Genomic DNA, 22698 nt, shown 5'->3' with positions numbered 1-22698 from the left:
CTCTTTGACCGCTAACGTTTCAGGATGAACAAGTGAGGATCTATGAGTGCCCCAGCAAACTTTAATAACCAGCGTCCGGTAATCAACCCGGCCGATGCCGTAATGCTGCTGATCGACCACCAAAGCGGCTTATTTCAAACCATCGGCGATATGCCGATGCCCGACCTGCGCCGCCATGCGACCGCTCTGGCGAAAATTGCCACGCTGGCCAACATGCCAGTGATTACCACGGCTTCGGTGCCACAGGGGCCAAATGGGCCACTGATCCCGGAAATCCATGCGAACGCACCGCATGCGCAATACGTGGCACGCACCGGCCAGATTAATGCCTGGGATAATGCCGACTTCGTGCAGGCGGTGAAGGCCACCGGGAAAAAACAGCTGATTATTGCCGGTACCATTACCAGTGTCTGTATGGCTTTCCCGGCTATTAGCGCAATTGCCGACGGTTATCAGGTGTTCGTCGTGGTCGATGCGTCCGGTACCTACTCAAAAATGGCGCAGGAAATTACCCTGGCGCGGGTGGTTCAGGCCGGCGCTGTCCCTATGGATACCGGGGCTGTGGCGTCAGAGATTCAACAAACCTGGAATCGTGAGGATGCGGCACAGTGGGCCGAGATCTACACCTTGATCTTCCCGTCATATCAATTGCTTATCGAGAGCTATAACAAGGCGCAAGACGTCATCACGCATCACGAAACCTTAGACTCGGAGAAATAAATCGCTGTGCGCCTCCATGGTCAGCCTAATGCCATGGGGGCCATTGCGTCGATACTTCGGGCTGGGCATTAGGCCCGCGCATGTATGCAGCAGGGATGTAAACATCATGTCATTCCTCACCACCGAGGTGTGCCATTCAGGTGATCAGGGTTCAAAAGAGCCGCATCGGAGAATTGCCGAAGGTTTTTCGTGGCATACGTGCCAGAATATAAAAAACCATGCCGCACTGCTGACCGAGACAATAGATACCTGATATGGACCGTTCCCGCTTATTGAAGTTTCTGCTGCCCTACCTGTGGCCCAAAGAGAACCCCCGGCTGCGTTATTACCTGGTGATTGCCTTTGTTTTTATGGTGGTCTCCAAGGTCAGTATCACGCTGGTGCCGCTGGCTTATAAAGCCATGGTCGATGCCTTGAGCGGTGAAACCGCCAAAATGCTGGCCATTCCCATCGGCTTGATCCTGGCTTATGGCGTGGCGCGTGTTGGGGGGGCGTTATTTGAAGAATTACGCAACGTGATGTTCGTGCACGTTAGCCAGAATGCGACCCGGCTACTGGGGCTACGCGTCTTCAGACAACTGCACGCGTTGAGCCTGCGTTTTCACCTGGAGCGGCAGACCGGCGGGCTGTCGCTGTCGATCGAACGCGGCACTCAGGCGGTGGCGACGGTGCTTTCGCGGTTGCTGTTCTCCATTTTCCCCATTCTGTTCGAAATCACCTTGGTTTCGGTGATCATGTGGCATCTGTTAAACGGCTGGTTTGCGCTGGCGATTGTGGTGACGGTTGGCTGCTATATTCTGTTCACCGTGATGGCCGTCAGTTGGCGAACCCGCTTCAGACGTGAGCTCAACCGAGCCAACGCCGATACCAACAGCAAATCACTCGACAGCCTGCTGAATTACGAGACGGTTAAATATTTCGGTAACGAGGACTTCGAGGCCGATCGGTTCAACATGTCGCGTCGCCTGTATGAATACGCCGCCATCAAAAACCAGTTCAGTTTTACCGCCATCAACCTCGGACAAACCGCCATTATTTCCATCGGACTGATCGTGATGATGGCGATGGCGGCGCAGGGCATTGTGCAGGGGCGGATGACGGTCGGCGACTTTGTATTGGTGAATGCCTATCTGCTGCAGCTCTATCAGCCGCTGAATTTCTTCGGGTTCATTTATGCTGAAGTCAGACAGGCGCTGATCGACATGGAGAACATGTTCGATCTGCTGCAGGAAGAGCAGGAAATTGTCGACAGGCCGGATGCGACGGCGCTGCAATTGCGCGCAGGGGAGGTGCGTTTTGACTCGGTCAGCTTTGGCTATGATGAGCGTCGGCCGATCCTGAAAAACGTCAGTTTCACCATCCCGGCCGGCAACACGGTGGCGATCGTCGGTGCTTCGGGGGCCGGTAAATCCACGCTATCCCGATTGTTGTTTCGTTTTTATGACGTCAGCGGCGGCGCTGTCTCGATTGACGGCCAGGATATCCGCAGCCTGAAGCAGGCTAGCCTGCGTGCGGCAATCGGCATCGTGCCGCAGGACACCGTGTTGTTCAACGATACGTTGGGCTACAACATTGGTTACGGTAAAACCGGTTCGAGTCAGGAAGAGATCGAGCGCGCGGCTAGGTTGGCGCATATTCACGAGTTTATTGTCAGCCTGCCTGACGGGTATGAAACTCGGGTGGGCGAACGCGGGCTCAAGCTGTCGGGTGGGGAAAAGCAGCGGGTGGCGATTGCGCGCACCATCCTGAAAAATCCGGCGATTCTGGTGTTCGACGAGGCGACCAGTGCGCTGGATACCCAGACCGAACGCGAAATCCAGGCGCATCTGCGTGAAGTGAGCCGCGACCATACCACGTTGGTGATTGCGCACCGGCTGTCGACGGTGGTGGATGCCGACGAAATCATCGTGCTGGAGGCCGGTGAGATTGTTGAGCGTGGGCGGCATGACGCCTTGCTGGCTGCCAACGGCCGCTATGCTGCAATGTGGCAAAACCAATATAGCGAAGAGCAGCAGCCCTGAAAGTGCGTCCCCCAGTCGATGCTCAGTCTGGGGGACGGCGCGCTAAAGATCACCGGTCAGGTATTGTGCCACGCCGTTGCCGAAGCTCCAGTCTCCCTTGCTGTTGGTGGTGATGGACACCATCAAATCACTACCTTCAATCCCACAACTTTCTTTCAGCTCACGGCTAAGCTCGGCATAAAACTTCTGTTTTTGTTCTTCGGGGCGCGGGCTGGTAATCACTCGAACCACCACCAGATTGCGGGTGCGCGTCAGGTTAAGGCCGGTATCTTCAATCACCATATGCTTAGCCTTATTTTCATGAACAATCTGGTAGCGGTCCCGCACGGGAACCTCAAAGGCGCTGAGGACGGCTCGGTGGGCGGCGTCGAGCAGTGTTTGCAGTTGGGCATCGCTGCGACCTTCGATGACGTCAAAGATGAGTAATGGCATTTTAATAATCCTGTCAGTGGGTTAATAGTTATTGATGCGCGCAGGGCAGCGTTTTGACATCGCCTTTGAGGATCCATCTTAGCCAAGCGCTGGCGCGGGAAGAAGCGCTATACTTGAACTCATTGTTTATATAAATGAACAGTCGACGATGAAAAATCCAAAAATAGAAACCCTGTGGACCCATTTGCACTGGCTTACCGTATTGGCTGAGCAGGGGAGTTTTACCCGTGCGGCAGAGCGGCTGGACGTCAGCAAAGCGGCCATGAGCCAAAAAATCAAAGAGATTGAAATGCTGGCAGGGGTGCCGTTGGTGCAGCGCACCACTCGCAGCGTCAGGCTGACCGATGCCGGGCTGAGGCTGGTCGAGGAACTGCGCCAGCCTTTCGCACAAATCAAACAGAGCTTTTCCGGCATTTGCGATTCTGCCGGGCCGCTGCGCGGTTCGGTGCGGGTCACGGCGCCGGTGGCGTTTGCCCGCCAGCAACTGGTGCCGCGTATTACCGGTTTTCTACGCGAAAATCCTGAGGTGCGGGTGCAGCTTGAGGTTTCGGATCGGCTGGTGTCGTTGGCCACCGAGGGTTTTGATTTGGCGATCCGCCACAGCGACAGCCTGCCCGACACCCACGTCGCCTGGCGGTTGTGCTCAACCGAAACGGTGGCCGTGGCGTCGGCCGACTACCTGAAACAGCACGGCATGCCGACGTCACCGGCGGAGCTGCAACGGCACCAGTGCCTTTACTATCCCCGCGGTACCGAAGCGCCGGAGTGGAGCTTCGTCGCGAAACAGGGGCTGCCGGGCCAAGCTGAAAAGACCCTCGTGCCGGTCAGCGGTCCTTTTGCCACCAACAACAGTGAATCGATACGTGATGCGGCGGCAGAAGGGCTGGGTATTGCCTTGCTGCCGGACTTCAGTGCGCAGCAGGCATTGGCGGACGGCCGGTTGATTGAGGTACTGCCGGCCTGGCGCCCTATAGGTGCTTTTGCCGACAGTCTTTATGTAGTGCGCCCCTATGCGCCGCAGGTATCGCGAGCAGTGACGGAGTTCAGCCGTTATTTGCGCAGCGCCTTTGCCGAAGGGTTTTTCATCCGCTGAGTGCCTGGCGGCTTCAGGAGCCGCCAGGAGAGGGGGCTAGCCGCGTCCGTGGACCAGAGAGCCTGCGCCAATCTCAGCAATGGTTTTTGCTCCGGTGAGCGTCATGGCGACGCGCATCTCTTTATCCAACAGTTCCAGCAGGTTAGCGACACCGGCCTGCCCGGCGGCGGCCAGTGCGTAAACGAAGGCGCGCCCCAGCAGTACGCTGTCGGCCCCCAGAGCGATCATTCGTACTACGTCCAATCCACTGCGGATGCCGGAGTCGGCCAGCAGCGTAATGTCGCCTTTTACCGCATCGGCGATCGCCGGCATGGCGCGTGCGGTTGAGAGTACACCGTCCAACTGACGGCCGCCGTGGTTGGATACGATGATGCCGTCGGCGCCGAATCGCACTGCATCTTTGGCGTCCTCGGGATCCAGAATCCCTTTAATGATCATCGGCCCCTCCCAGAATTCACGGATCCACTCCAGATCTTTCCATGAGATGGAAGGATCGAAGTTGGCTCCGAGCCAACCAATATAGTCTTCGAGACTGGTCGGTTTACCGCGATAGGCCGACACATTGCCCAGATCGTGAGGTTTGCCGAGCAGGCCAACGTCCCAGGCCCACTGTGGGTGAGTAACGGCCTGCAGCACGCGGCGCAGGGAAGCGTTAGGGCCGCTCATACCGGAATGGGCGTCGCGATAGCGCGCGCCGGGAACCGGCATATCAACGGTGAACACCAGCGTTTTCACCCCGGCCGCTTTGGCACGCTCGAGCGCATTGCGCATAAAGCCACGGTCTTTCAGCACGTACAGTTGGAACCACATGGGCCGATCGATGGCCGGCGCGACTTCCTCTATCGGGCATACCGAAACCGTAGACAGCGTAAAGGGAATGCCTTTCTGCGCAGCAGCCCGGGCCGCTTGTACCTCGCCACGACGGGCATACATGCCGGTTAACCCGACCGGGCCCAGTATTACCGGCATCGCCAGCTTTTCGCCGAACAGGTGGGTTTCCAGACTGAGGTCCGACATATTGCGCAGCACACGCTGGCGTAGGGCGATATCAGCCAGATCTTCGGTATTGCGCTTGAGCGTATGCTCCGCGTAGGCCCCGCCGTCAATATAGTGGAACAGAAAGGGCGGAAGCTTGGCTTGCGCGGCGGCCCGATAGTCGGTTGAGGCGGAGATGATCATGTTTTTTACCTTCTTTCGATAACGTACTTTGGATCAGAGAGCCAGGATCTGGGCCATGACGGCGGCGATCCCTCCGTACGCCAGCATCGGCAGCACGGTCTTTCTGATGATTTTTCCTTCGGCGTTGCCGATCCCGAGGATCGAACAGACGGCGATAATATTGTTCAGGCACACCATATTGCCCATGGCGCCCCCGACGGATTGCAGCGCCAGCGTCAGATTGACGTTAAGTCCGCTGCTCAGGGCGATCGACTGTTGAATGCCGCCGAACGTCAGGTTGGAAACGGTATTAGAGCCAGAGAAGAACGACCCCAGCGCACCCAGGAAAGAAGAGAACAGCAGCCAGCTTTCCCCCGTCAGTGCCGCAAGCGCTTTGCCAATGAGGATCACCGGCGCGTCGTTTTCTCCCTGCATCATCAGGTTGACCATCACCAGGGCCCCCAACAGGGCGATAAAGGGCTTGGCTATCCGTTGACCGGTTTCGCTAAACATCTGTTTGACCTGGTGACGGTTCAGCCGAAACAGCGGAATACACAGCACCACCACCAGCAGAAAGGGGATCAGCGCGGGCACGTACAGCGTTTTGTAGCTGGCAGCGGCCTGCGTGCCGAGCACCTGTTGCAGCTCGATAATCAGGGCGTCGCTGACGCGCAGCTCACCCAACCAGCCGAGGCTCCCTTGCCACAGCGGTGCCGTACTGTTGAGCAGCGCTTTGATGCCCAATTGGTGGATGCGGGTCACTATCAGGATAGCAATCAGCAGCAGGGTCGGCGTCATGGCTTTGAGCACCAGGATAAAGGGCACTGACTGGCCGAGTTCCTGGTTTTTATCAACCCGAACCAGGCCGATGCCGGCGCGGGCCAGCAACACCGACACCGCCAGGCCAATGGCGCCGCCGACCAGCGCCGGAAACTCATAATTCACCTGCGCCAGCAGCAGATAGGGAAGGGTACAACTCAGGACGCTAAGCAAAATAAAAGGCAGATTGCGGCGAATATCCCGCCAGGAAACGATAAAACGCAACGCCAGCAGCGGGATCGCAAACCCGGCGACAAAGTGGATCAGCGCGGTCTGGCGGCCAATCTCCAGCAGACTGGCGTCCGACAGGCCCAGATTGGCAAAGCCAAACCAGGTGGGGGTGCCCACGGCGCCGAAGGAAACGGGCACCGAGTTCATCACCAGCGTCAGCAGGGCAACCCGCAGTGGGTTAAAGCCCAACCCCACCAGAATCGGGGCCGCGATAGCCGCCGGCGTGCCGAAGCCGCTGGCGCCTTCTATCATGAACGCGAATGCCCAACCAATGATCATCAACTGGGCCACGGGATTGGGGCTGATATTCTCCAACCAGCGGCGTACCACGTTTTCCGCCCCGCTGATCTGCATCAGTTTGTTCAGCAAAATCGCACCGGCGATGATGGTGATAGGGGTTAAAACCGCCACAAATGCAGTGACGATATTGGCATGCAACAGCAGGGGAGCGCTGTCGAACCACAGTAGCTGCACGGTATACACGACGGCAGCCGTCAGCGGCAGAGCGAGGTAAGAGGGAACGCCATTCCTTTTGGTCATCATCCAAATCAGCAGGACGATGGGCGCAACGCTGAAAAAAAGGGACATAAGATCCTCTTCGGTTATTATTTTTATTTTCACGGAGATGTAGCTAAATAGTTAATTACCGCAACATTTTTATTCTAATCACAACATTGGAGGCGGTGCTATACGGCAATTTTTTAACATTGAAATGCTTAGGCGTGATGATTACGAAATGAGACTATTGGTATATGAAAGGTGAGGTTGTATTTATCTAAAAATCAATGAGTTGAATTTTCACTTAAGATGTGGGTGGGGCTGGATCACATTAATTAGGCGTTAATTGACCATAGATTATCCCCAAAAATGACGTAATCCCTCGTCGGCATCTTACTGCTGGTGGGAATAATATTGTGATCGGCCTCAAAAATAATGGCTGATATTTTGATAGCCCGCGATGATATGTTCGATCAACAACCGGGTCTTTAAGGGTAAATTGCGGGTATAAGGGTAGACCGCGTAAACGCCTAATATCTTGCCACAGTGCCCGGACAAGACTTCTACCAGTGTTCCTGCCTGCAAATCCTCAAACACCATGCAGCGTGGCACCATGGCAATGCCATAACCGCCGATCGCCGCCTTGCGGATGGCCCGCGCGTTATTGGCCGACAAATTGCCTTTAACCTGTAGCTCATAAATTTCGCCGCCGCCCGGTGGCTTCATCAGCCAGTTGTCGGTACCACTTTCCTGATAGGTGTAGGTCAGGCAATTATGCTTGAGCAGATCGTCGGACGAATGGGGTTCGGCATGCTGTTGCAGATAACCGGGCGAGCAGACTATTACCCATCGGGAGTCAAGAATGTGGCGTGCGATAAGGCTTGAGTCCGGCAGGGTGCCGGTGCGGATCGCCAAATCTATCCCTTCGTTGACCAGATCGGCAAAGCGATTTTCCAGCCGCATCTCTACTTTCAGGTTCGGGTGCCGCGCACAAAATTCGGCCACGCTCTCACTGAGCAGCAACTCGCCAGAAATCGTCGGTACCGACATGCGGATGACGCCAGTCAACTCGTCGCTGTTTTCACTGACGACATTCAAAGCATCTTGAATTTTGGCGCTGATCTCTTTGGCCTGGCGATACAGGCTGCGGCCATTTTCCGTCAGCGTCAGGCTGCGCGTGGTGCGGTAAAGCAGGCGCGCGCCGAGGGATTTCTCCAGACGTCCGATACGCTTGCTGACCACCGAGCTGGTGATGCCGGCCGTTTCTGCGGCTTTGCTGAAAGAACCGCAGTCAACAATTAAGGCGAACAGGATCAGATCGTTGGCATATTCATGTGTAGGCAGCATCAGTCTTGGTTTTCCTTGTCCCAGATCTCCAGCCAGTGTAAATCCTCTCGGGCAGGAATCAATCGTCGACGACAATATGAGAATTGTTATTGATATCACTTTTTGGCCGCTTACAATGCCTGCCATCTCAATATTTCAGGGTAAGGGTTTTTCATGGAGTTGCTACGGGTGGTTTACCGCCAATATCGCTGGCCGTTTGTGGCGGTAATGGCGTTGACCATGGCCAGCGCGGCATTAGGTATCGGCATCATTGCCTTTATCAACCTGCGGCTGATGACGGCGGCGGGCGATCCGCTGGCGGTATTGCCGGAGTTTCTCGGGTTGCTGGCATTGCTGATGGCTGTGACGCTGGGTTCGCAGTTGGCGCTGACCGCCTTGGGCCACCACTTCGTGTTTCGGCTCCGCGGTCAATTGGTGAAGCGGATCATGGATACCCATATTGAGCGGATCGAGCAGCTTGGCAGTGCGGCATTGCTGGCGAGCCTGGCCAGCGATATTCGCAATATTACCCTGGCTTTTGTGCGTTTGCCCGAACTGGTTCAGGGGGTGATATTGACGTTGGGGTCGGCAGCTTATTTGGGCTGGCTGTCGCCGCAGATGCTGGCGGTGACCGCTATTTGGGTCGCGGTGACGGTGTTTGGCAGCGGGTGTCTGGTATCGCGGGTCTATCGTCACCTGACCAACGTGCGTGAATCTGAAGAGCGACTCTATCAGCACTATCAGTCAGCCATTGACGGCCGCAAAGAGCTGGCGTTGAACCGCGATCGCGCCAAAGCGCTTTACCGCCAGGCCTACCAGCCGGATGCCGAAGAGTATCGCCATCATATTATTCGTGCTGATACCTTCCACCTAAGCGCGGTGAACTGGTCGAATATCATGATGCTGGGCGCGATAGGCCTGGTGTTCTATATGGCCAACAGCCTGGGCTGGGCCGATACCGCCGTGGCGGCGACCTATTCACTGACGCTGCTGTTCCTGCGCACGCCGTTGCTGCAGGCGGTGGGAGCATTCCCTACGCTGATTAGCGCAGAAGTGGCTTTCAACAAGGTCAAATCCTTACGGCTCGCCGACTATCAAGAGGAATTTCCGGCGGGAACGACCAAGGCCTGGCAAACATTGGAGCTGCGTGAGGTGATGTTCCATTATGGCGCGACGGAAGAAAAGGCCGGATTCGCCGTGGGCCCGCTGAATTTGACGCTGCACCGCGGCGAATTGGTGTTCCTGATTGGTGGCAATGGCAGCGGAAAATCGACGCTGGCCATGCTGCTGACCGGACTGTACCAACCGGTCAGCGGGCAGATACTGCTGGATGGCATTGCGCAGAATCCGGCGGACATGCATGACTATCGCCGGTTGTTTTCCGCCATTTTCACCGATTTTCATCCGTTCCAGCATTTGCAGGGGCCTGAGGGCGAGCAGCCGGATGCTGAACTGGTGGAAAGCTGGCTTCATCGCCTGAACATGAAAAACAAGCTGGAGTTTGACGGTCTTCGGGTGACTAATCCTCAGTTGTCCCAGGGGCAACGCAAGCGTCTGGCGCTGTTGCTGGCGGTGGCCGAAGAGCGAGATATTCTGCTATTGGACGAATGGGCGGCGGATCAGGATCCGCAATTCAGACGCATCTTTTATCGTGAGCTGCTGCCACAACTGCGCGCACTGGGTAAAACGGTGTTTGCCATTAGTCATGACGATCATTACTTCGAACACGCGGACCGCCTGTTGCAAATGCGCGATGGGCAGCTTAGCGAATTGACCGGCAGCGATCGTGAACACGCCAGCAGGGACTCCGTTTCCCATATTGATTAATGCCAAGCGGGCTGCTAACGCCGCCCGCATCGCTGATACAGCGCAAAAACGGCCAAATACCACAGAGTACCGCCTCTCAATACAGCCGTTTGGACTGGGCTGCCACTGGCTAATGCAAGCCAGTATTTATCAGGAATAACCTTGTTAATCATAATGCTTTGTCGACACCCCTCCCTTTCCATGTACGCCAATAGCAGGTTTTTTTGAAATATCCATAGTAATAAACTACTTTATTGATCGTTTAAATAGATCAATAATTCATTTTTAATTAGTTTAATCTATTGGATGGGGCGACTGTGATAAGCAAGGATGACGCGGATATCAAACGTAAAGCTTGGCTGTGCGTATTTATCGGCTGCGGGATATTTTGGTTGGCCGTCGCCGCCGTGATTTATTGGCTGTTTATTTAGGAAATAGAGTGATGGAAAAAAAACGCGTAAAGCGCACAGGGGGCGACCGGGGTCAGAGTCCGGCCAAAATCCCCCCTTCCTGGCAGTTGACGAGAGAACAACGGGATTTCATTAACGACCTCTGGCAGGACGATGCCAGGGAGCCAGGGCCGGAACACTCGCTTCCTCCTGAGGTTAACGAATAACTCGATTGCGCCCGGCCAACATGCCAAACAGCATTTGCAATAACGTCAGGCATAACAGAATGATCAGTGGCAATCGCCAGCCCTGAGTCAGATCGTGTAACAAACCGAACAGTGTGGGTCCCAGCGCCGCCAACAGATAGCCGACCGATTGCGCCATGCCCGACAACTGCGTGGCCTGATGATGATGGCTGCTGCGCAGGCCAAAGAAGGACAGCGCCAGCACCAAAGAACTCCCCGCCCCCAGCCCGGCAAAAATCAACCACACCAAAGAGTAACCCGGCAGCAGCAGCAGACCGGCGACGCCGATAAAAATCAGCAGAGAACTGCATAGCGCGATGGCGCGCTGATCGCGGGCGCGCGGCAGAATAAACACCATGACAAAGTTGGCGGCGATCGCTACCACCTGGTAAATAAACAGCTCAAAACCGGCCTGTTGCGGCGACGTGCCATGGCTGGCGGCGAAGGCGCTGAACCAGCCGATAATGGTGTAAAAGGTTATGGACTGTAAGCCCATAAACAATGCCACTTGCCACCCGAGTGCACTGCGCCACGGAGAGCGGGCCGATACCGGCTGAGTTTGCACTGCGTGACTGGCTGTCAAGGCGGGTGAGCGGCGCAGTTGCGGCAACCAGACAATCAGCGCCAATAGCGCTGGCAGGCTCCAGCACAGCAGGGAAAAACGCCAGCCGAGATTGTTCAACGCTGCCAGCGGCACGGCCAGCCCTGAGGCGGTTGCGGCTACCAGTGACATGACTGCCGCATAGGCGGCAATCATGGCGGCGGCTCGGCTCGGGAAGTCGCGTTTCACCAGCGTGGGAAGTACCACGTTGGCAAAGGCGATGGCCGCACCGATCAAAATACTGCCCAACCACAACATGCCGGTTTGCGGCATCGAGCGCAGCACAATACCAATCACCAGCAACAGCAATGCCATGCCCAGCGTACGCTCAATGCCGATGCGCTTCGCCAGACCGGGCGTGACCGGCGACAGCACGGCAAACAGGATTAGCGGCAGTGAATTAAGCAGGCCAGCCGAGGTGGCGGAAAGCATCAATTGCTGCTGGATTTGTTCCAGCAGCGGGCCCACGCTGGTTAATGCGGCGCGCAAGTTGGCAGCGACCAGCATAATGCCGGCAACCAGTAACAATGGGTGACGTAAACGGCTGCGCTTTGTTGCGGCAGACGTGGGGGTTACAGCGGATTGGGGCATCAGTTCCTCGCACCAGGGCATGCAGTCAATCAATTCTGCACGGCATGATGCGTTGATTGACGTTAACGCTTACGTACCGGCAGGGGCCGATATCTGCGCCAAAGTGTAGGGAAGAACCCCTGGCCTGACAAGGGGCCGATTCAGCAGTGCGCAAGCCTTTCCCCTGCCGCAAGCGGCACGCAGAATACGCATAATTACGATTATGTGATCCCGATCACCCAGCGAACTAAAAGTCGGCCAACCTGGCCGTCGCGTGGACGCTTTCGTTCTGCGCATTGCGGCAGGCTTCTCACCCCGGCTACCGCGCTCGCCCTGACATTTCATTTTGCCTTTCGCTGCGGCAATTAATTTTCACTTCATTTCGATTCGAAAGGTTTTTAGCCACTTTTTCTGCTAAAACAGCGCTGTAACCGCGATCACAATTTCATTGCTTTCGCTTTGCTGTAATGCCTGCGCAGTAGAGCGAAAGCCATCTTCTCCCCGGCCTGGCCGGAAACCTGAGGACCGCAGCTCATGCCAGTGAATACCGCAAAGCGCCGTGAACACATTATCGATCTGTTATGCGAACACGGCAGCGTTCGTGTGGAGCAGCTCAGCAAACAGTTTGCAGTATCCACGGTGACGATCCGCAACGATCTGCGCTTTCTGGAACGAAAAGGGTGTGCGCTACGGGCCTATGGCGGCGCAATGCTCAATCAGCAATTTGCCTTCGATCGTCCACTGCATGACAAAGGACGGTTGAACCGCGATGTGAAGTCGCAGATCGCAAGCGTAGCGGCAAGCTATGTGCGTGATGGCGACGCGCTGATCCTCGATTCCGGTTCCACCACCACCCAGATAGTGCCGTTCCTGAAAGGACGACGCGATCTGGTGGTGATGACCAATGCGCTGAACATTGCCTATGAGCTTTCCGGTAATGATGGGGTGGAGGTGATGGTGTTGGGCGGCAGCGTGCGCCGTAATTCTTACTCGCTCTACGGTCCGGCTGCCGAGCAGCAATTGCGCCAGTACCGTTTCGACAAACTGTTTTTGGGCGTCGACGGTTTCGATCTGGTTGCCGGTATCACCACGCCTCACCCTGGAGAGGCACACCTCAACCGCGTGATGTGCGAGGTGGCGCGCGAGATTATCGCCGTGGCGGATGCCAGCAAGTTTGGTCGCAAGAGCTTTTGCATGATTCGCGAAGCCGGACAAATTCATCGGCTGATTACCGACAGCCTTCTTCCGGACGATTACGAGCGGGCGTTAACCGAGTTGGGCGTGGAGGTAGTCATCGCCGATCGGTAGTACGGCGCCTGCGTGGGGGATTCATGCAGCAGTTGTTACAGCTTGTTGAGCAGCACAAGGCCGGTAAACCGGTCGGGATCTTTTCCGTTTGTTCCGCTCACCCCTGGGTGCTGAAAGCGGCCCTGCGGCAGGCCAAAACGCGCGGTACGCCGGTACTGGTCGAGGCCACCTCGAATCAGGTCAATCAGTTTGGCGGCTACACCGGCCAGACGGCGGAACAGTTCCGCGACGCCCTGTGGCAATTGGCGGACGAGGAAGGGTTGGCACGCGATCGTTTGTGGCTGGGAGGCGATCATCTCGGCCCCAACGCCTGGCAGGATCGGCCGGCAGAAGAAGCAATGAAGTTGGCGGAAACGCTGATCGACGATTATGTTCGCGCCGGTTTTCGCAAAATCCACCTCGATTGCTCCATGTCCTGCGCTGGCGATCCTTTCCCTCTAAATGATGAAACCGTCGCTGCCCGTGCGGCACGTTTGTGCGCCATTGCTGAACGCGCCTGGCAGCAAAGCGGCGGTGAGCCGCCGGTGTATGTGATCGGAACCGAAGTGCCGGTGCCGGGCGGCGCGCAAGAGGCGTTGGAAGGTATGCAGGTCACCACGCCACGGGCGGTGCAGCAAACGCTTGAAATCCATCGCCTGGCCTGGCAGCAAGCCGAACTGGTCGATGCCTGGACGCGAACCATTGCGCTGGTGGTGCAGCCGGGCGTTGAGTTTGATCATCACAGCGTGGAGCACTATCAACCGCAACGGGCCCATGAACTGAGCCGCTTTATCGAACGGCAGCCGGGCATGGTGTACGAGGCGCACTCGACGGATTACCAACCGCCGCAGGCCTATCGACAGCTGGTGGGCGATCATTTTGCCATCCTGAAAGTCGGCCCGGCACTGACTTTCGCACTGCGCGAAGCGCTGTTCGCACTGGATCACATTGAACGTGAATGGCTTGGCGAGCACCAATCGGCGCAGCTGTGCGCCACGCTGGAGCAGGTCATGCGCGAACAGCCACAGCAGTGGAGCCGTTACTACCATGGCAACCCTCATCAGCAGTATCTCGATCGCCACTACAGCCTGAGTGACCGGGTACGTTATTACTGGCCGCAACCACAGGTGCAGCAGGCGGTAGATAGCCTGATCGACAACTTGCGCCGCCATCCGGTGCCGCTAGCGCTGTTGAGCCAGTATCTGCCAGACCAGGCGCGCGCGCTGAATGCCGGGGAACTGAGCAACGACCCGCAGGATTGGGTAATGCATAAGGTGACGCAGGTGCTCGACGACTACCATGCCGCCTGTTATCCGGAGGTGCGTTGAAATGCCGAATATCTTGATGACTCGTATCGATAACCGACTGGTGCACGGCCAGGTCGGCGTTACTTGGACCAACACCTTGGGCGCCAATCTGGTGGTGGTGGCCAACGATGAAGCGGCAGCCGATCCTGTGCAGCAGAACCTGATGGATATGGTGGTGGCGGAAGGGGTGCAGACGCGCTACTTCACGCTGCAGAAAACCATCGACGTGATCCACAAGGCGGCGGATCGACAGAAGATCTTTTTGGTATGCAAAACGCCGCAGGATGTTTTGCGGCTGGTGCAGGGTGGGGTGCCGATCCGCTTCGTGAACGTCGGCAACATGCATTTTGCCGAGGGTAAGCGTCAGGTGCATAAAACGGTCTCGCTGGATGAAAGCGACGTCGCCGCTTTTCGCGAGCTGGCGGCGCTTGGCGTTGAATGCGAGGTACGCCGGGTGCCGGATGAAGCGGGTGAGGCGGTCGGCAAGCTGCTGTTCTGAGTTCGGGGGAAATCATGTTAACTGATGCGTTATTGATTGCACTGTTGGCCGGGCTGGCGGGGGTCGATCTGTTTGACGGACTGACCCACTTTCATCGCCCGGTGGTGCTGGGGCCGCTGGTCGGCCTGATTTTGGGGGATGTGTACACAGGTCTGCTGGTGGGCGGTACGCTGGAATTGGTATGGATGGGCATGGTGCCGCTGGCGGGCGCCCAGCCGCCAAACGTGGTGATTGGCGGGGTGATCGGCACGGCGTTTGCCATCCTGACAAAGGCCGATCCCAAGGTGGCGATCGGCGTGGCCGTGCCGTTTTCTATCGCGGTGCAGGGCTGTATTACGCTGCTGTTTACCCTGTTTTCACCGATGATGCACCGCTGCGATCGGATGGTGAAAGAGCTGAACTGGCGCGGTATCGAACGGGTGAATTATCTCGGCATAAGCATCCTGTTCGCGTTCTATTTTGTCGTGGCTTTTTTGCCGATTTATTTCGGTGCCGATGCGGCCAGCGCCATGGTGCAAAAAGCACCGACCTGGCTGCTGGACGGCCTGGCAGTGGCGGGTGGCATGATGCCGGCGATCGGTTTCTCGCTGTTGATGAAAGTGATGATGAAAAAAACCTACGTGGCTTATTTCATCCTCGGCTTTATTTCCGTCACCTTCCTGAAACTGCCGATCCTGGCGGTGGCGCTGGGGGCACTGGCGATCGCACTGATCGATTTCTTTAACAGCCAACGATCCGGGGCGGACACGCCCAAACCGTCCGTACAACAGGAGGATGCTGAAGATGGCATTTAATGATTCCGACGATCTGCTGGCGCAAAAAGCGGAACAGCGTATGGCGCAGGCCCTGGCGACCAGTCAGGTAGACCAGGACGATTATGTCGACAGCGAGCCGGCAGAGGCGCTGACCCGTGGCGATATCAACCGCATGGCATGGCGTTCCTTACTGCTGCAGGCGTCGTTCAACTACGAACGTATGCAGGCCGGTGGCTGGCTTTATCAGTTAATTCCAGGATTACGCAAGATCCATCGCAATCCGCAGGATCTGGCCAATTCGATGAAGATGCACATGGAGTTTATCAACGTGCACCCGTTCGACGTCACCTTCCTGTCCGGGCTGGTGCTGGCGATGGAACAGAACAAGGAGAAGATTTCTACCATTCGTGCGGTAAAAGTGGCGCTGATGGGGCCGCTGGGCGGCATTGGCGATGCGCTGTTCTGGCTGACGCTACTGCCGATCTGCGCCGGGATCGGCGCCTCGTTGGCGCTGGAAGGCAGCCTGTTCGGGCCGATCGTCTTCCTGCTGCTGTTTAACGTTTTTCACTTCGGCTTGCGGTTCGGGCTGGCGCATTATGGCTATCAGGCCGGCACCAGCGCCTTGGCGCTGCTGAAAACCCATACCCGACGAATATCACACGCCGCCTCGATTGTCGGCATGACGGTGATTGGCGCGCTGGTGGCTTCCTATGTCCATCTTTCCACCCCGTTGGTGATGCATGCCGGCAAGGCCAGTGTGGCGTTGCAGACCGACGTGCTGGACAAACTGATGCCCAATCTGTTGCCGCTGTGCTTTACGCTGCTGATTTTCTTCCTGATGAAGCGAGGGTTCTCGCCGGTGAAGCTGATTGGCGTGACGGTGGTGATTGGCGTCGTGGGCAAATTTATCGGTTTATTGTGAGGAAAGGGCGATGCCAGGCATTGTGATTACCGGCCACGGCAGCTTTGCCAGTGGCCTGCTGCAGGCGGTAGAACAGGTGGTGGGGCCGCAGCAAAATTGCGTCGCGGTCAATTTCCCGGAGCAGATGAGCACCGCTCAGTTAAGGGGTGCCCTTAATGCGGCGCTAACCGAAGTGGCGCAGGCGGACGGCGTGGTGTTTCTCACCGATATGCTCGGCGGATCGCCGTTCCGCTGCGCCAGCGAACTGGCGGACGAGCGCGGTGATTGCGAAGTGCTGACCGGGGTAAATATGCAGCTGGCAGCGGAAATGATGCTGGAACGCGATGGGCTAAGCCTGGATGAGTTTCGCGAAGTGGCGTTGGCGTGCGGCAAACGTGGGCTGACCAGCCTGTGGCACGAAAGGCGTCGGGTGAAATGCGAGGACGTTCAGGCCGATGGCATCTGAGTAAAGCCGGGCGCAACCGTACAGGCTGCGCCCGGGCACTTAGCCGGCAACCGGCAATGGGCTGAGTGCCATGCGTGCCGGTTGGCTTTCTTCCGCGCGGCTAAAGCGCCAGCAGCTTTGATGATATTTCGCCACGCTGTTGCGGTGCGCCACGCTAACCAGCGTCACATCCGGCAATTCATCCACCAACAGGCAGTACATCAGTTGCTCGGTTTCGTCGTCCAGCGCGCTGGTGGCTTCGTCGAGGAACAAAATGTCCGGGCGGGTCAGAATCGCACGGGCGAAGGCTAATCTCTGCTGTTCACCTGGAGACAGGCGTTGGCTCCAGTTGGCGCTGGTATCCAGCCAGCGCTGAAGGTGTTTAAGGCGGCAGTTATCCAGGGCTTTCAGCAGCTGTTCATCGCTGTACTCGGCGGCAAGATGCGGATAGCTGAGCGCCTCTCGCAGCGTACCGATCGGAATATAACTGCGTTGCGGCAGGAATAACGTACTGCTGGCGGCGTCGAGCCCAATCGCACCGGAACCATACGGCCAGATACCGGCAATGGCGCGCAACAGGGTTGATTTACCGCAGCCGGAGGGGCCAACGATCAGCACCCGATCGCCACGTTTGAGCGTCATTGAGGTCGGCTCCAGTAAGCGTTGGCCGTCCGGCAATTGCAGGCTGAGGCGGTCAAGGACCATCGGCTGTTCATTCTCCGGCTGCAATTGAATGCCGCGCTGTTGATGGTGCACCTGATCCACGGCGGCGTTAAAACCGGCCAGACGGTTAACGCAGGCTTTCCAGGTGGCCAGATCGGTAAAGGCATCGATAAACCAGGACAGAGCGCCCTGTACTTGCCCAAAAGCGGAGGCAATCTGCATCATTCCACCCATTTGGATGGCACCGGAAAAATAGCGTGGGGCTGCCACCAGTAGCGGAAAGACAATGGCGAATTGGCTGTAGAAATTGGAGGCAATATTGAGCCGCCGGGTGATGCGCATGATTGACCACCAGTTGGCACGGATGGCTTCAAAGCGCCCGCCTAACTGCTGTGCTTCATGCGGCTCGCCGTGATACAGCGCGATGGCATCATTATTTTCGCGGATGCGGATCAGCCCAAAACGAAAGTTCGCTTCATAGCGCTCCTGATTAAAACCCAGTTGTACCAAGGGTTTGCCGACCCACCAAATCAGCAGTGATCCCAGTCCGGCGTACAGCAGAGCGAACCACACCATATAGCCGGGTAGGGTAATAGCGTGCTGGCTGATGACAAAGGTAATAGGGCCACTGACATGCCACAGGATGGCGATAAAAGAAAACAGCGTCACCAGGCTGGACAGTAACCCCAACGAAAGCGACAGCGTGTATTGGGTCAGCACGTTGAGATCCTCGGCGATACGCTGGTCCGGGTTATCGACGATTTGCTGCTGTTCGGTATGGTAATACGCCTGATGCGCCAGCCATTTACCCATGAATTTTTCGGTCATCCAGCGCCGCCAGTGCATCTGCAGGCCCTGTGTCAGGTAAATTTTAAACACCGCCAATACGATGAAAATCAGCGCCAGATAGGTAAAGCGCCACAGCTGCGCCTTGAATACCGGGTAATTTTTATTTTGCAGCGCGTCGTAAAACACCTGGTTCCACTGGTTGATCAGCACGCTGATGTACACCAACCCCAGTGACAAGGCGATGATGGCGATCAGCATCGCCCAGGCCCGCAGTTTCTCTTCCGAGACCCAGAAGGGTTTAATCAGTTGCCAGACGGCGTTTTTGGGGGTGGGGATAGCGTTCATGGACCCTCGCAGGTTTAATCTTTTTTTCAGCATGGGCCGGGGACAGGTAACAAACAAACGTTGACTGTAAGCAGTTTTAACGCCGCTAACCGTTTGAAATATCGCGGCTGAATCGTCAGGGGTGATGCGGTGACGGTTGGCGGTTATACTGGCGCCGAAATTTGGCTCGTTTACTGCGGAAAGGATAAGTGATGAAGGCGTGGGTTCCCCTGCTGTTGGCCTATGGTGCGCTTGCCTGCGACCAGGCGATGGCGCAGATTGACGAGCCGGATATTGATGCCGATTGTCACAAGGTCGCAAGCTATGCCGAGTTGGGCAAAAATGCCTATCAGCGTGGCGATTACCCACGCGCCGCAGATATTTTCCGCGATCAGGCCGCCTGGAGTGAGTTCTGCGGTTTGGATAGCCAGGCAACGGCCACTGCTTATAACAACGTAGCGCTGGCGCTGATACACGCGGGCGAGCTGCTTAAGGCGCGTGCCTATTTAGCTCTGGCACCGCAGGACAGTAAATCCCGGCATAATCTCAAGCTGTTGCAGGAGCGGCTGGCGAAACGAGCGCCACTTACCGGGCCGGGCGGAGTCTATTGGCAATATGCCGGGCGCGGCGTCTGGAACGAGGTGGAGGTCAAGCCACAGGATGGACGCTGGCTGATCAGTTATTCCGGTTATTACATGCCACAGATGGGCTTGTATTACGGGCCGAATATGGGGGAGTTCACTCAGACGTTGCCGATAGAGCACGACAAAGCAGTATACCGTCAGCGGGAACCGGAAGATGTGATGGCGTGCGATGTGGCGATGCAGTTCGGTAGCGATGGTCTGGACATGCACACCGAGGGGGATTGTGGTTTCGGTTTTAACGTGCGTGCGGAAGGACACTTTGTACGGGTTGAATAATCAGCTCCGGGCATCCAATACTTTGAACACCCGGCAGCCGTAACAGGTATTAGGCCCAGGTAGCGGCGCCGCTCAATAACTCTTTCCAGGCCTCAACGTTGCCCAGATAGTTGCCCGCCGGGATCTGGCGCAGCTGTCCTTCGCTGTCTTGCAGAGCGAAAGTTGGGAACCCCTGGCCCTGAACCTTGGCAAGCAATGCCCGGCTTTGCGCGATGTGCTGCGCGGTTGGCGCACCGGTGTTAAACCGCATTTCGGCGATAAACGGAGCAGAGGGCAAGCCCAGCTCTTTTGCCAGCGCTTCCAGCACCGGCGTGTCGGCGATACGGCGACCTTCCTGGTAATGTGCTTCCTGAATGCGGTGCAGCATATCCAGCCCGCGTCCCGCCAGCGCTTGCGCTGCCAGTATGGCGGTAATCGGCGGCTCCGAGTCCATCACCGCGGTGGTATCACGCAACAATCCATTGAAATAAGCTTCGCCAAAGGGTTGGCCGGTTAACTCCGCAATGCGCTTGTCATGCGGGATCACATAATTGCGCCATTCATCCGTGATTTGGCGGCGGTTGTTGCCGGTCATCATACCGCCGGCGTGCAGGGCGATGGTTAGCCCTGGAATAGTTTTGGCCGCCTTCACCAGCGGGGCTGCGCCATAGCACCAGCCACACAGCGGATCGAAAATGTAGTGCAGAGTCGTACCGGTCATGTCTTTTCCTCGTTATACCCGCCGCCTTTGCGGCGGCTGGGTAGCAGTAACGCCTTGGCCTGGGTGTTTCGGCGTGCTTATTGCGGCCACTTCATTTCGCCTTTCAGCACTTTGGCGCTCAGTTCCAGGCTGGATTCGTCTTTCAGATCCGGGTAATGCTTTTTCATTGCCGCCACCAGTGCCGCAGAATCTTTGGCTTTTGGCAGTTCAGCCTCCAGCGTGGTCAGGTAGTTCTGGGTAAAGGTGACAGACTTCAGCGTCTGGTCTGCGCCCGGCAGGAAATGGCCAGGGACCACGACTTCCGGTTTCAACGCTTTGATGCCTTCCAGCGTTTGCTGCCAGTGTGCGCGGGATTCAACGGTTTGGTTATCGGCAATCCACGGATGGATATTGTCGCCGGCTACCGGCACACCGCCCACGACCGCTTTCAGCGCTGGGATCCACACGTAGGTGCGTTCCGGCGTCGGGCCGGTCAGGCCTTTCACTTCCACTTTCTGGCCGTCTACGGTGAAGCTGTCACCCTGCAACGCCTGAGGCACCACCACCGCTTTCGGCGCGTTGTCCTTCAAGATTGGGCCCCAGTACGCCACTTTGCCGTCTTTGGTGGCATTGATTTCTTCAATGGTACCCGGTGACGCGATGATTTTAGCCTCAGGGAATGCGGCTTTAATGACGTCCAGACCAAAATAGAAATCCGGATCTGAATGGCTGATGTATACGGTGGTCAGCTTCTTGCCGGTCGCTTTGATCTTTTTCACCAGGGCTTCCGCGTCGTTACGCTGGAACTGGGCGTCGATCAGTGCGACTTCGTGTTTGCCGCTGATGATTTCGGAAGACACCGGGAACACGCTTTTCTCACCTGGGTTATACACTTCCATCGTCAGGGTGTTGGCGGCGGTAGCGAAGGTGCTTACTGTGGCGATGCCGGCAAAGGCCAGGGTCAACAATGATTTCTTAAACATGGGTAGAGGTCCTTGGGATGCGATTAATGTTGTATAGATGTTAGGTTGCATAAAGCGATAGAAAAACCGGATAATGAGCAACTATTCATTGCGTAAATCGGACGAATCATGGATCGCATTACCGCTGCTGAGGTTTTTATCACCATCGTCGACCGTGGCAGCATGATTGCCGCCGCGGAAACGTTGGAAATGTCGCGGGCGATGGTGACGCGTTATCTGGCACAAATGGAGCAATGGGCCGGCGCGCGTTTACTGCATCGCACTACTCGTAAGCTTAGTCTGACTGACGCCGGTGAGCGCACGCTGGAACGCTGTCGACAGATGCTGGCGCTGGCGGGCGAAATCGATTTGGTCGAAGGGGAGCAGAGTGATGAACTGCGTGGCCTGTTACGCATTACCTGTTCACAATCGCTGGGCCAGACGGCGCTGGTGGGCGCGGTGGCGCAATACCTGAAACGCCATCCGCAGGTTGCAGTAGATCTGCAAATGAACAATCGCACGGTAAATCTGGTGGAGGAGCGTATCGATCTGGCGTTACGCATCACTAACGAATTGGATCCCAATCTCATCGCCCGGCCATTATCCTCCTGTGCTTCCGTGGTCTGCGCTTCCCCGGCCTATCTGGCGGCACACGGCACGCCGCGTCATCCGCAGGATTTGGCGCTGCATAACTGCCTGACTTATTCCTACTTCGGTAAAAGCCTGTGGCATTTTGACCTTCAGGGTGTGAAATCGGCGGTCGCGGTCAGCGGCAACCTGAGCGCCAACGAATCGGTGGTGTTGATGGCGGGCACGGTACAAGGCGCGGGTATTTCCATGCAGCCTTACTATTCTGCAGCCCCTTTACTGGCCAGTGGCGAACTGATTGAGCTGATGCCGGATTACCGGCCCCAGTCGATGGGGATCTACGGTATCTATACCTCACGCCGCCAGATGCCGGCGACATTACGCACCATGTTGGACTTTTTGGTGGAGTGGTTTGCCCACGATCCGGATTGGCAGACGACGCTGCGCTGATAGCGTTAACACACAGGTAACATTTTTACACATTTTTCATCATCAGCGCATTCAACCAGTTAGCGAGCCAGGCATGGCTTTTTGTGCGCAGCTGCCGTTTTGCCACTGGTTTTTACGCGGGATTGCGTGCTATTTCTGTAACGTGAAAAGCGTGAATAAGACTTAATAATTATAGGGTTAAGCAGTTAACTCCGCTCTTTGAACGCCCTCTCTGACCCTT

Annotated in this window: 22 protein-coding genes; 14 read left to right on the top strand and 8 right to left on the bottom strand. The window is 56.6% G+C overall.

The genetic code is table 11. The features are described from left to right. Positions 1-42 precede the first annotated feature (42 nt). Positions 43-720, top strand: coding sequence for a hydrolase (locus tag AC1RKC_RS20330; protein WP_020828435.1), 678 nt, complete (start codon positions 43-45; stop codon positions 718-720). Positions 721-974: 254 nt separating this feature from the next. Next, entirely contained in the window at positions 975-2741 is a 1767-nt protein-coding gene (locus tag AC1RKC_RS20325; RefSeq protein ID WP_046372737.1) for an ABCB family ABC transporter ATP-binding protein/permease, read from the top strand. A 42-nt stretch (positions 2742-2783) separates the two neighbouring features. Here AC1RKC_RS20325 and AC1RKC_RS20320 read toward each other — a convergent pair whose 3' ends face one another. Next, on the bottom strand, positions 2784-3173 hold the full coding sequence (locus tag AC1RKC_RS20320) for a tautomerase family protein (protein ID WP_020828433.1): 390 nt from the start codon (positions 3171-3173) through the stop codon (positions 2784-2786). A gap of 148 nt (positions 3174-3321) precedes the next feature. On the opposite strand from AC1RKC_RS20320, the gene AC1RKC_RS20315 reads away from it, so the two are divergent. Beyond that, the gene (locus AC1RKC_RS20315) at positions 3322-4266 is read left to right on the top strand and encodes a LysR family transcriptional regulator (protein ID WP_273850193.1); all 945 of its coding nucleotides are present in this window, start codon (positions 3322-3324) and stop codon (positions 4264-4266) included. A gap of 36 nt (positions 4267-4302) precedes the next feature. On the opposite strand, the gene lldD is transcribed toward AC1RKC_RS20315, so the two are convergent. The 3 genes from lldD to AC1RKC_RS20300 form a co-directional block, all read right to left on the bottom strand. Further along, on the bottom strand, positions 4303-5445 hold the full coding sequence (lldD, locus tag AC1RKC_RS20310; RefSeq protein ID WP_020828431.1) for an FMN-dependent L-lactate dehydrogenase LldD: 1143 nt from the start codon (positions 5443-5445) through the stop codon (positions 4303-4305). A 33-nt stretch (positions 5446-5478) separates the two neighbouring features. Next, on the bottom strand, positions 5479-7062 hold the full coding sequence (locus tag AC1RKC_RS20305; protein WP_260629830.1) for an L-lactate permease: 1584 nt from the start codon (positions 7060-7062) through the stop codon (positions 5479-5481). A 336-nt stretch (positions 7063-7398) separates the two neighbouring features. After that, positions 7399-8319, bottom strand: a complete 921-nt coding sequence (locus tag AC1RKC_RS20300; RefSeq protein ID WP_020828429.1) for a LysR family transcriptional regulator — start codon at positions 8317-8319, stop codon at positions 7399-7401. 153 nt (positions 8320-8472) lie between these two features. Between AC1RKC_RS20300 and AC1RKC_RS20295 the strand changes: the two genes are divergently transcribed. The 3 genes from AC1RKC_RS20295 to AC1RKC_RS20285 all read left to right on the top strand — a co-directional run bounded on the left by AC1RKC_RS20295 (position 8473) and on the right by AC1RKC_RS20285 (position 10720). After that, complete coding sequence (locus AC1RKC_RS20295; RefSeq protein WP_046372741.1) at positions 8473-10125, top strand: multidrug ABC transporter permease/ATP-binding protein; 1653 nt, start codon at positions 8473-8475, stop codon at positions 10123-10125. A gap of 296 nt (positions 10126-10421) precedes the next feature. Beyond that, positions 10422-10535 (top strand): YmiA family putative membrane protein, encoded by a 114-nt coding sequence (locus AC1RKC_RS20290; RefSeq protein WP_262017160.1) that lies wholly within the window; start codon positions 10422-10424, stop codon positions 10533-10535. A gap of 11 nt (positions 10536-10546) precedes the next feature. Beyond that, entirely contained in the window at positions 10547-10720 is a 174-nt protein-coding gene (locus tag AC1RKC_RS20285; RefSeq protein WP_020828426.1) for a YciX family protein, read from the top strand. Here AC1RKC_RS20285 and AC1RKC_RS20280 read toward each other — a convergent pair. Then, positions 10710-11930, bottom strand: a complete 1221-nt coding sequence (locus tag AC1RKC_RS20280; protein WP_262017159.1) for a CynX/NimT family MFS transporter — start codon at positions 11928-11930, stop codon at positions 10710-10712. The genes AC1RKC_RS20285 and AC1RKC_RS20280 overlap by 11 nt on opposite strands. A 513-nt stretch (positions 11931-12443) precedes the next feature. Between AC1RKC_RS20280 and agaR the strand changes: the two genes are divergently transcribed. From agaR to agaF, 6 genes are read left to right on the top strand one after another with little or no spacing between them, the layout of a single operon-like run. Continuing rightward, a complete protein-coding gene (gene agaR, locus AC1RKC_RS20275) occupies positions 12444-13217 on the top strand; it encodes a transcriptional repressor AgaR (RefSeq protein ID WP_012146552.1) in 774 nt (257 codons plus the stop codon). A gap of 23 nt (positions 13218-13240) precedes the next feature. Then, the gene (locus tag AC1RKC_RS20270; RefSeq protein ID WP_261279818.1) at positions 13241-14524 is read left to right on the top strand and encodes a D-tagatose-bisphosphate aldolase, class II, non-catalytic subunit; all 1284 of its coding nucleotides are present in this window, start codon (positions 13241-13243) and stop codon (positions 14522-14524) included. 1 nt (position 14525) lies between these two features. After that, on the top strand, positions 14526-15002 hold the full coding sequence (gene agaV, locus AC1RKC_RS20265) for a PTS N-acetylgalactosamine transporter subunit IIB (protein WP_044553202.1): 477 nt from the start codon (positions 14526-14528) through the stop codon (positions 15000-15002). A gap of 14 nt (positions 15003-15016) precedes the next feature. Continuing rightward, the gene (agaW, locus tag AC1RKC_RS20260; protein ID WP_020828422.1) at positions 15017-15796 is read left to right on the top strand and encodes a PTS N-acetylgalactosamine transporter subunit IIC; all 780 of its coding nucleotides are present in this window, start codon (positions 15017-15019) and stop codon (positions 15794-15796) included. After that, a complete protein-coding gene (locus AC1RKC_RS20255) occupies positions 15786-16679 on the top strand; it encodes a PTS system mannose/fructose/sorbose family transporter subunit IID (protein WP_046372743.1) in 894 nt (297 codons plus the stop codon). Before agaW ends, AC1RKC_RS20255 begins: the two co-directional genes overlap by 11 nt. Positions 16680-16689: 10 nt before the next feature. Continuing rightward, complete coding sequence (gene agaF, locus AC1RKC_RS20250) at positions 16690-17124, top strand: PTS galactosamine/N-acetylgalactosamine transporter subunit IIA (RefSeq protein ID WP_020828420.1); 435 nt, start codon at positions 16690-16692, stop codon at positions 17122-17124. Positions 17125-17163: 39 nt separating this feature from the next. Here the strand turns inward: agaF and AC1RKC_RS20245 are convergent, their stop codons facing one another. Beyond that, entirely contained in the window at positions 17164-18900 is a 1737-nt protein-coding gene (locus tag AC1RKC_RS20245) for an ABC transporter ATP-binding protein/permease (protein ID WP_046372744.1), read from the bottom strand. A 191-nt stretch (positions 18901-19091) separates the two neighbouring features. Here AC1RKC_RS20245 and AC1RKC_RS20240 point away from each other — a divergent pair, with 191 nt between their 5' ends. Continuing rightward, positions 19092-19799 (top strand): tetratricopeptide repeat protein, encoded by a 708-nt coding sequence (locus AC1RKC_RS20240; RefSeq protein WP_046372745.1) that lies wholly within the window; start codon positions 19092-19094, stop codon positions 19797-19799. Between the two features lie 49 nt (positions 19800-19848). On the opposite strand, the gene AC1RKC_RS20235 is transcribed toward AC1RKC_RS20240, so the two are convergent. Both AC1RKC_RS20235 and AC1RKC_RS20230 read right to left on the bottom strand, forming a co-directional pair. After that, entirely contained in the window at positions 19849-20499 is a 651-nt protein-coding gene (locus AC1RKC_RS20235) for a DsbA family protein (protein ID WP_020828417.1), read from the bottom strand. A gap of 77 nt (positions 20500-20576) precedes the next feature. After that, positions 20577-21461, bottom strand: coding sequence for an MBL fold metallo-hydrolase (locus tag AC1RKC_RS20230; RefSeq protein ID WP_020828416.1), 885 nt, complete (start codon positions 21459-21461; stop codon positions 20577-20579). 108 nt (positions 21462-21569) lie between these two features. Between AC1RKC_RS20230 and AC1RKC_RS20225 the strand changes: the two genes are divergently transcribed. Then, a complete protein-coding gene (locus AC1RKC_RS20225; protein ID WP_129983676.1) occupies positions 21570-22478 on the top strand; it encodes a LysR family transcriptional regulator in 909 nt (302 codons plus the stop codon). Positions 22479-22698: the final 220 nt, after the last annotated feature.

Source organism: Serratia sp. GW822-FHT06E05 (genome assembly GCF_058799445.1).
This window is presented reverse-complemented; position numbering and strand designations above follow the sequence as displayed.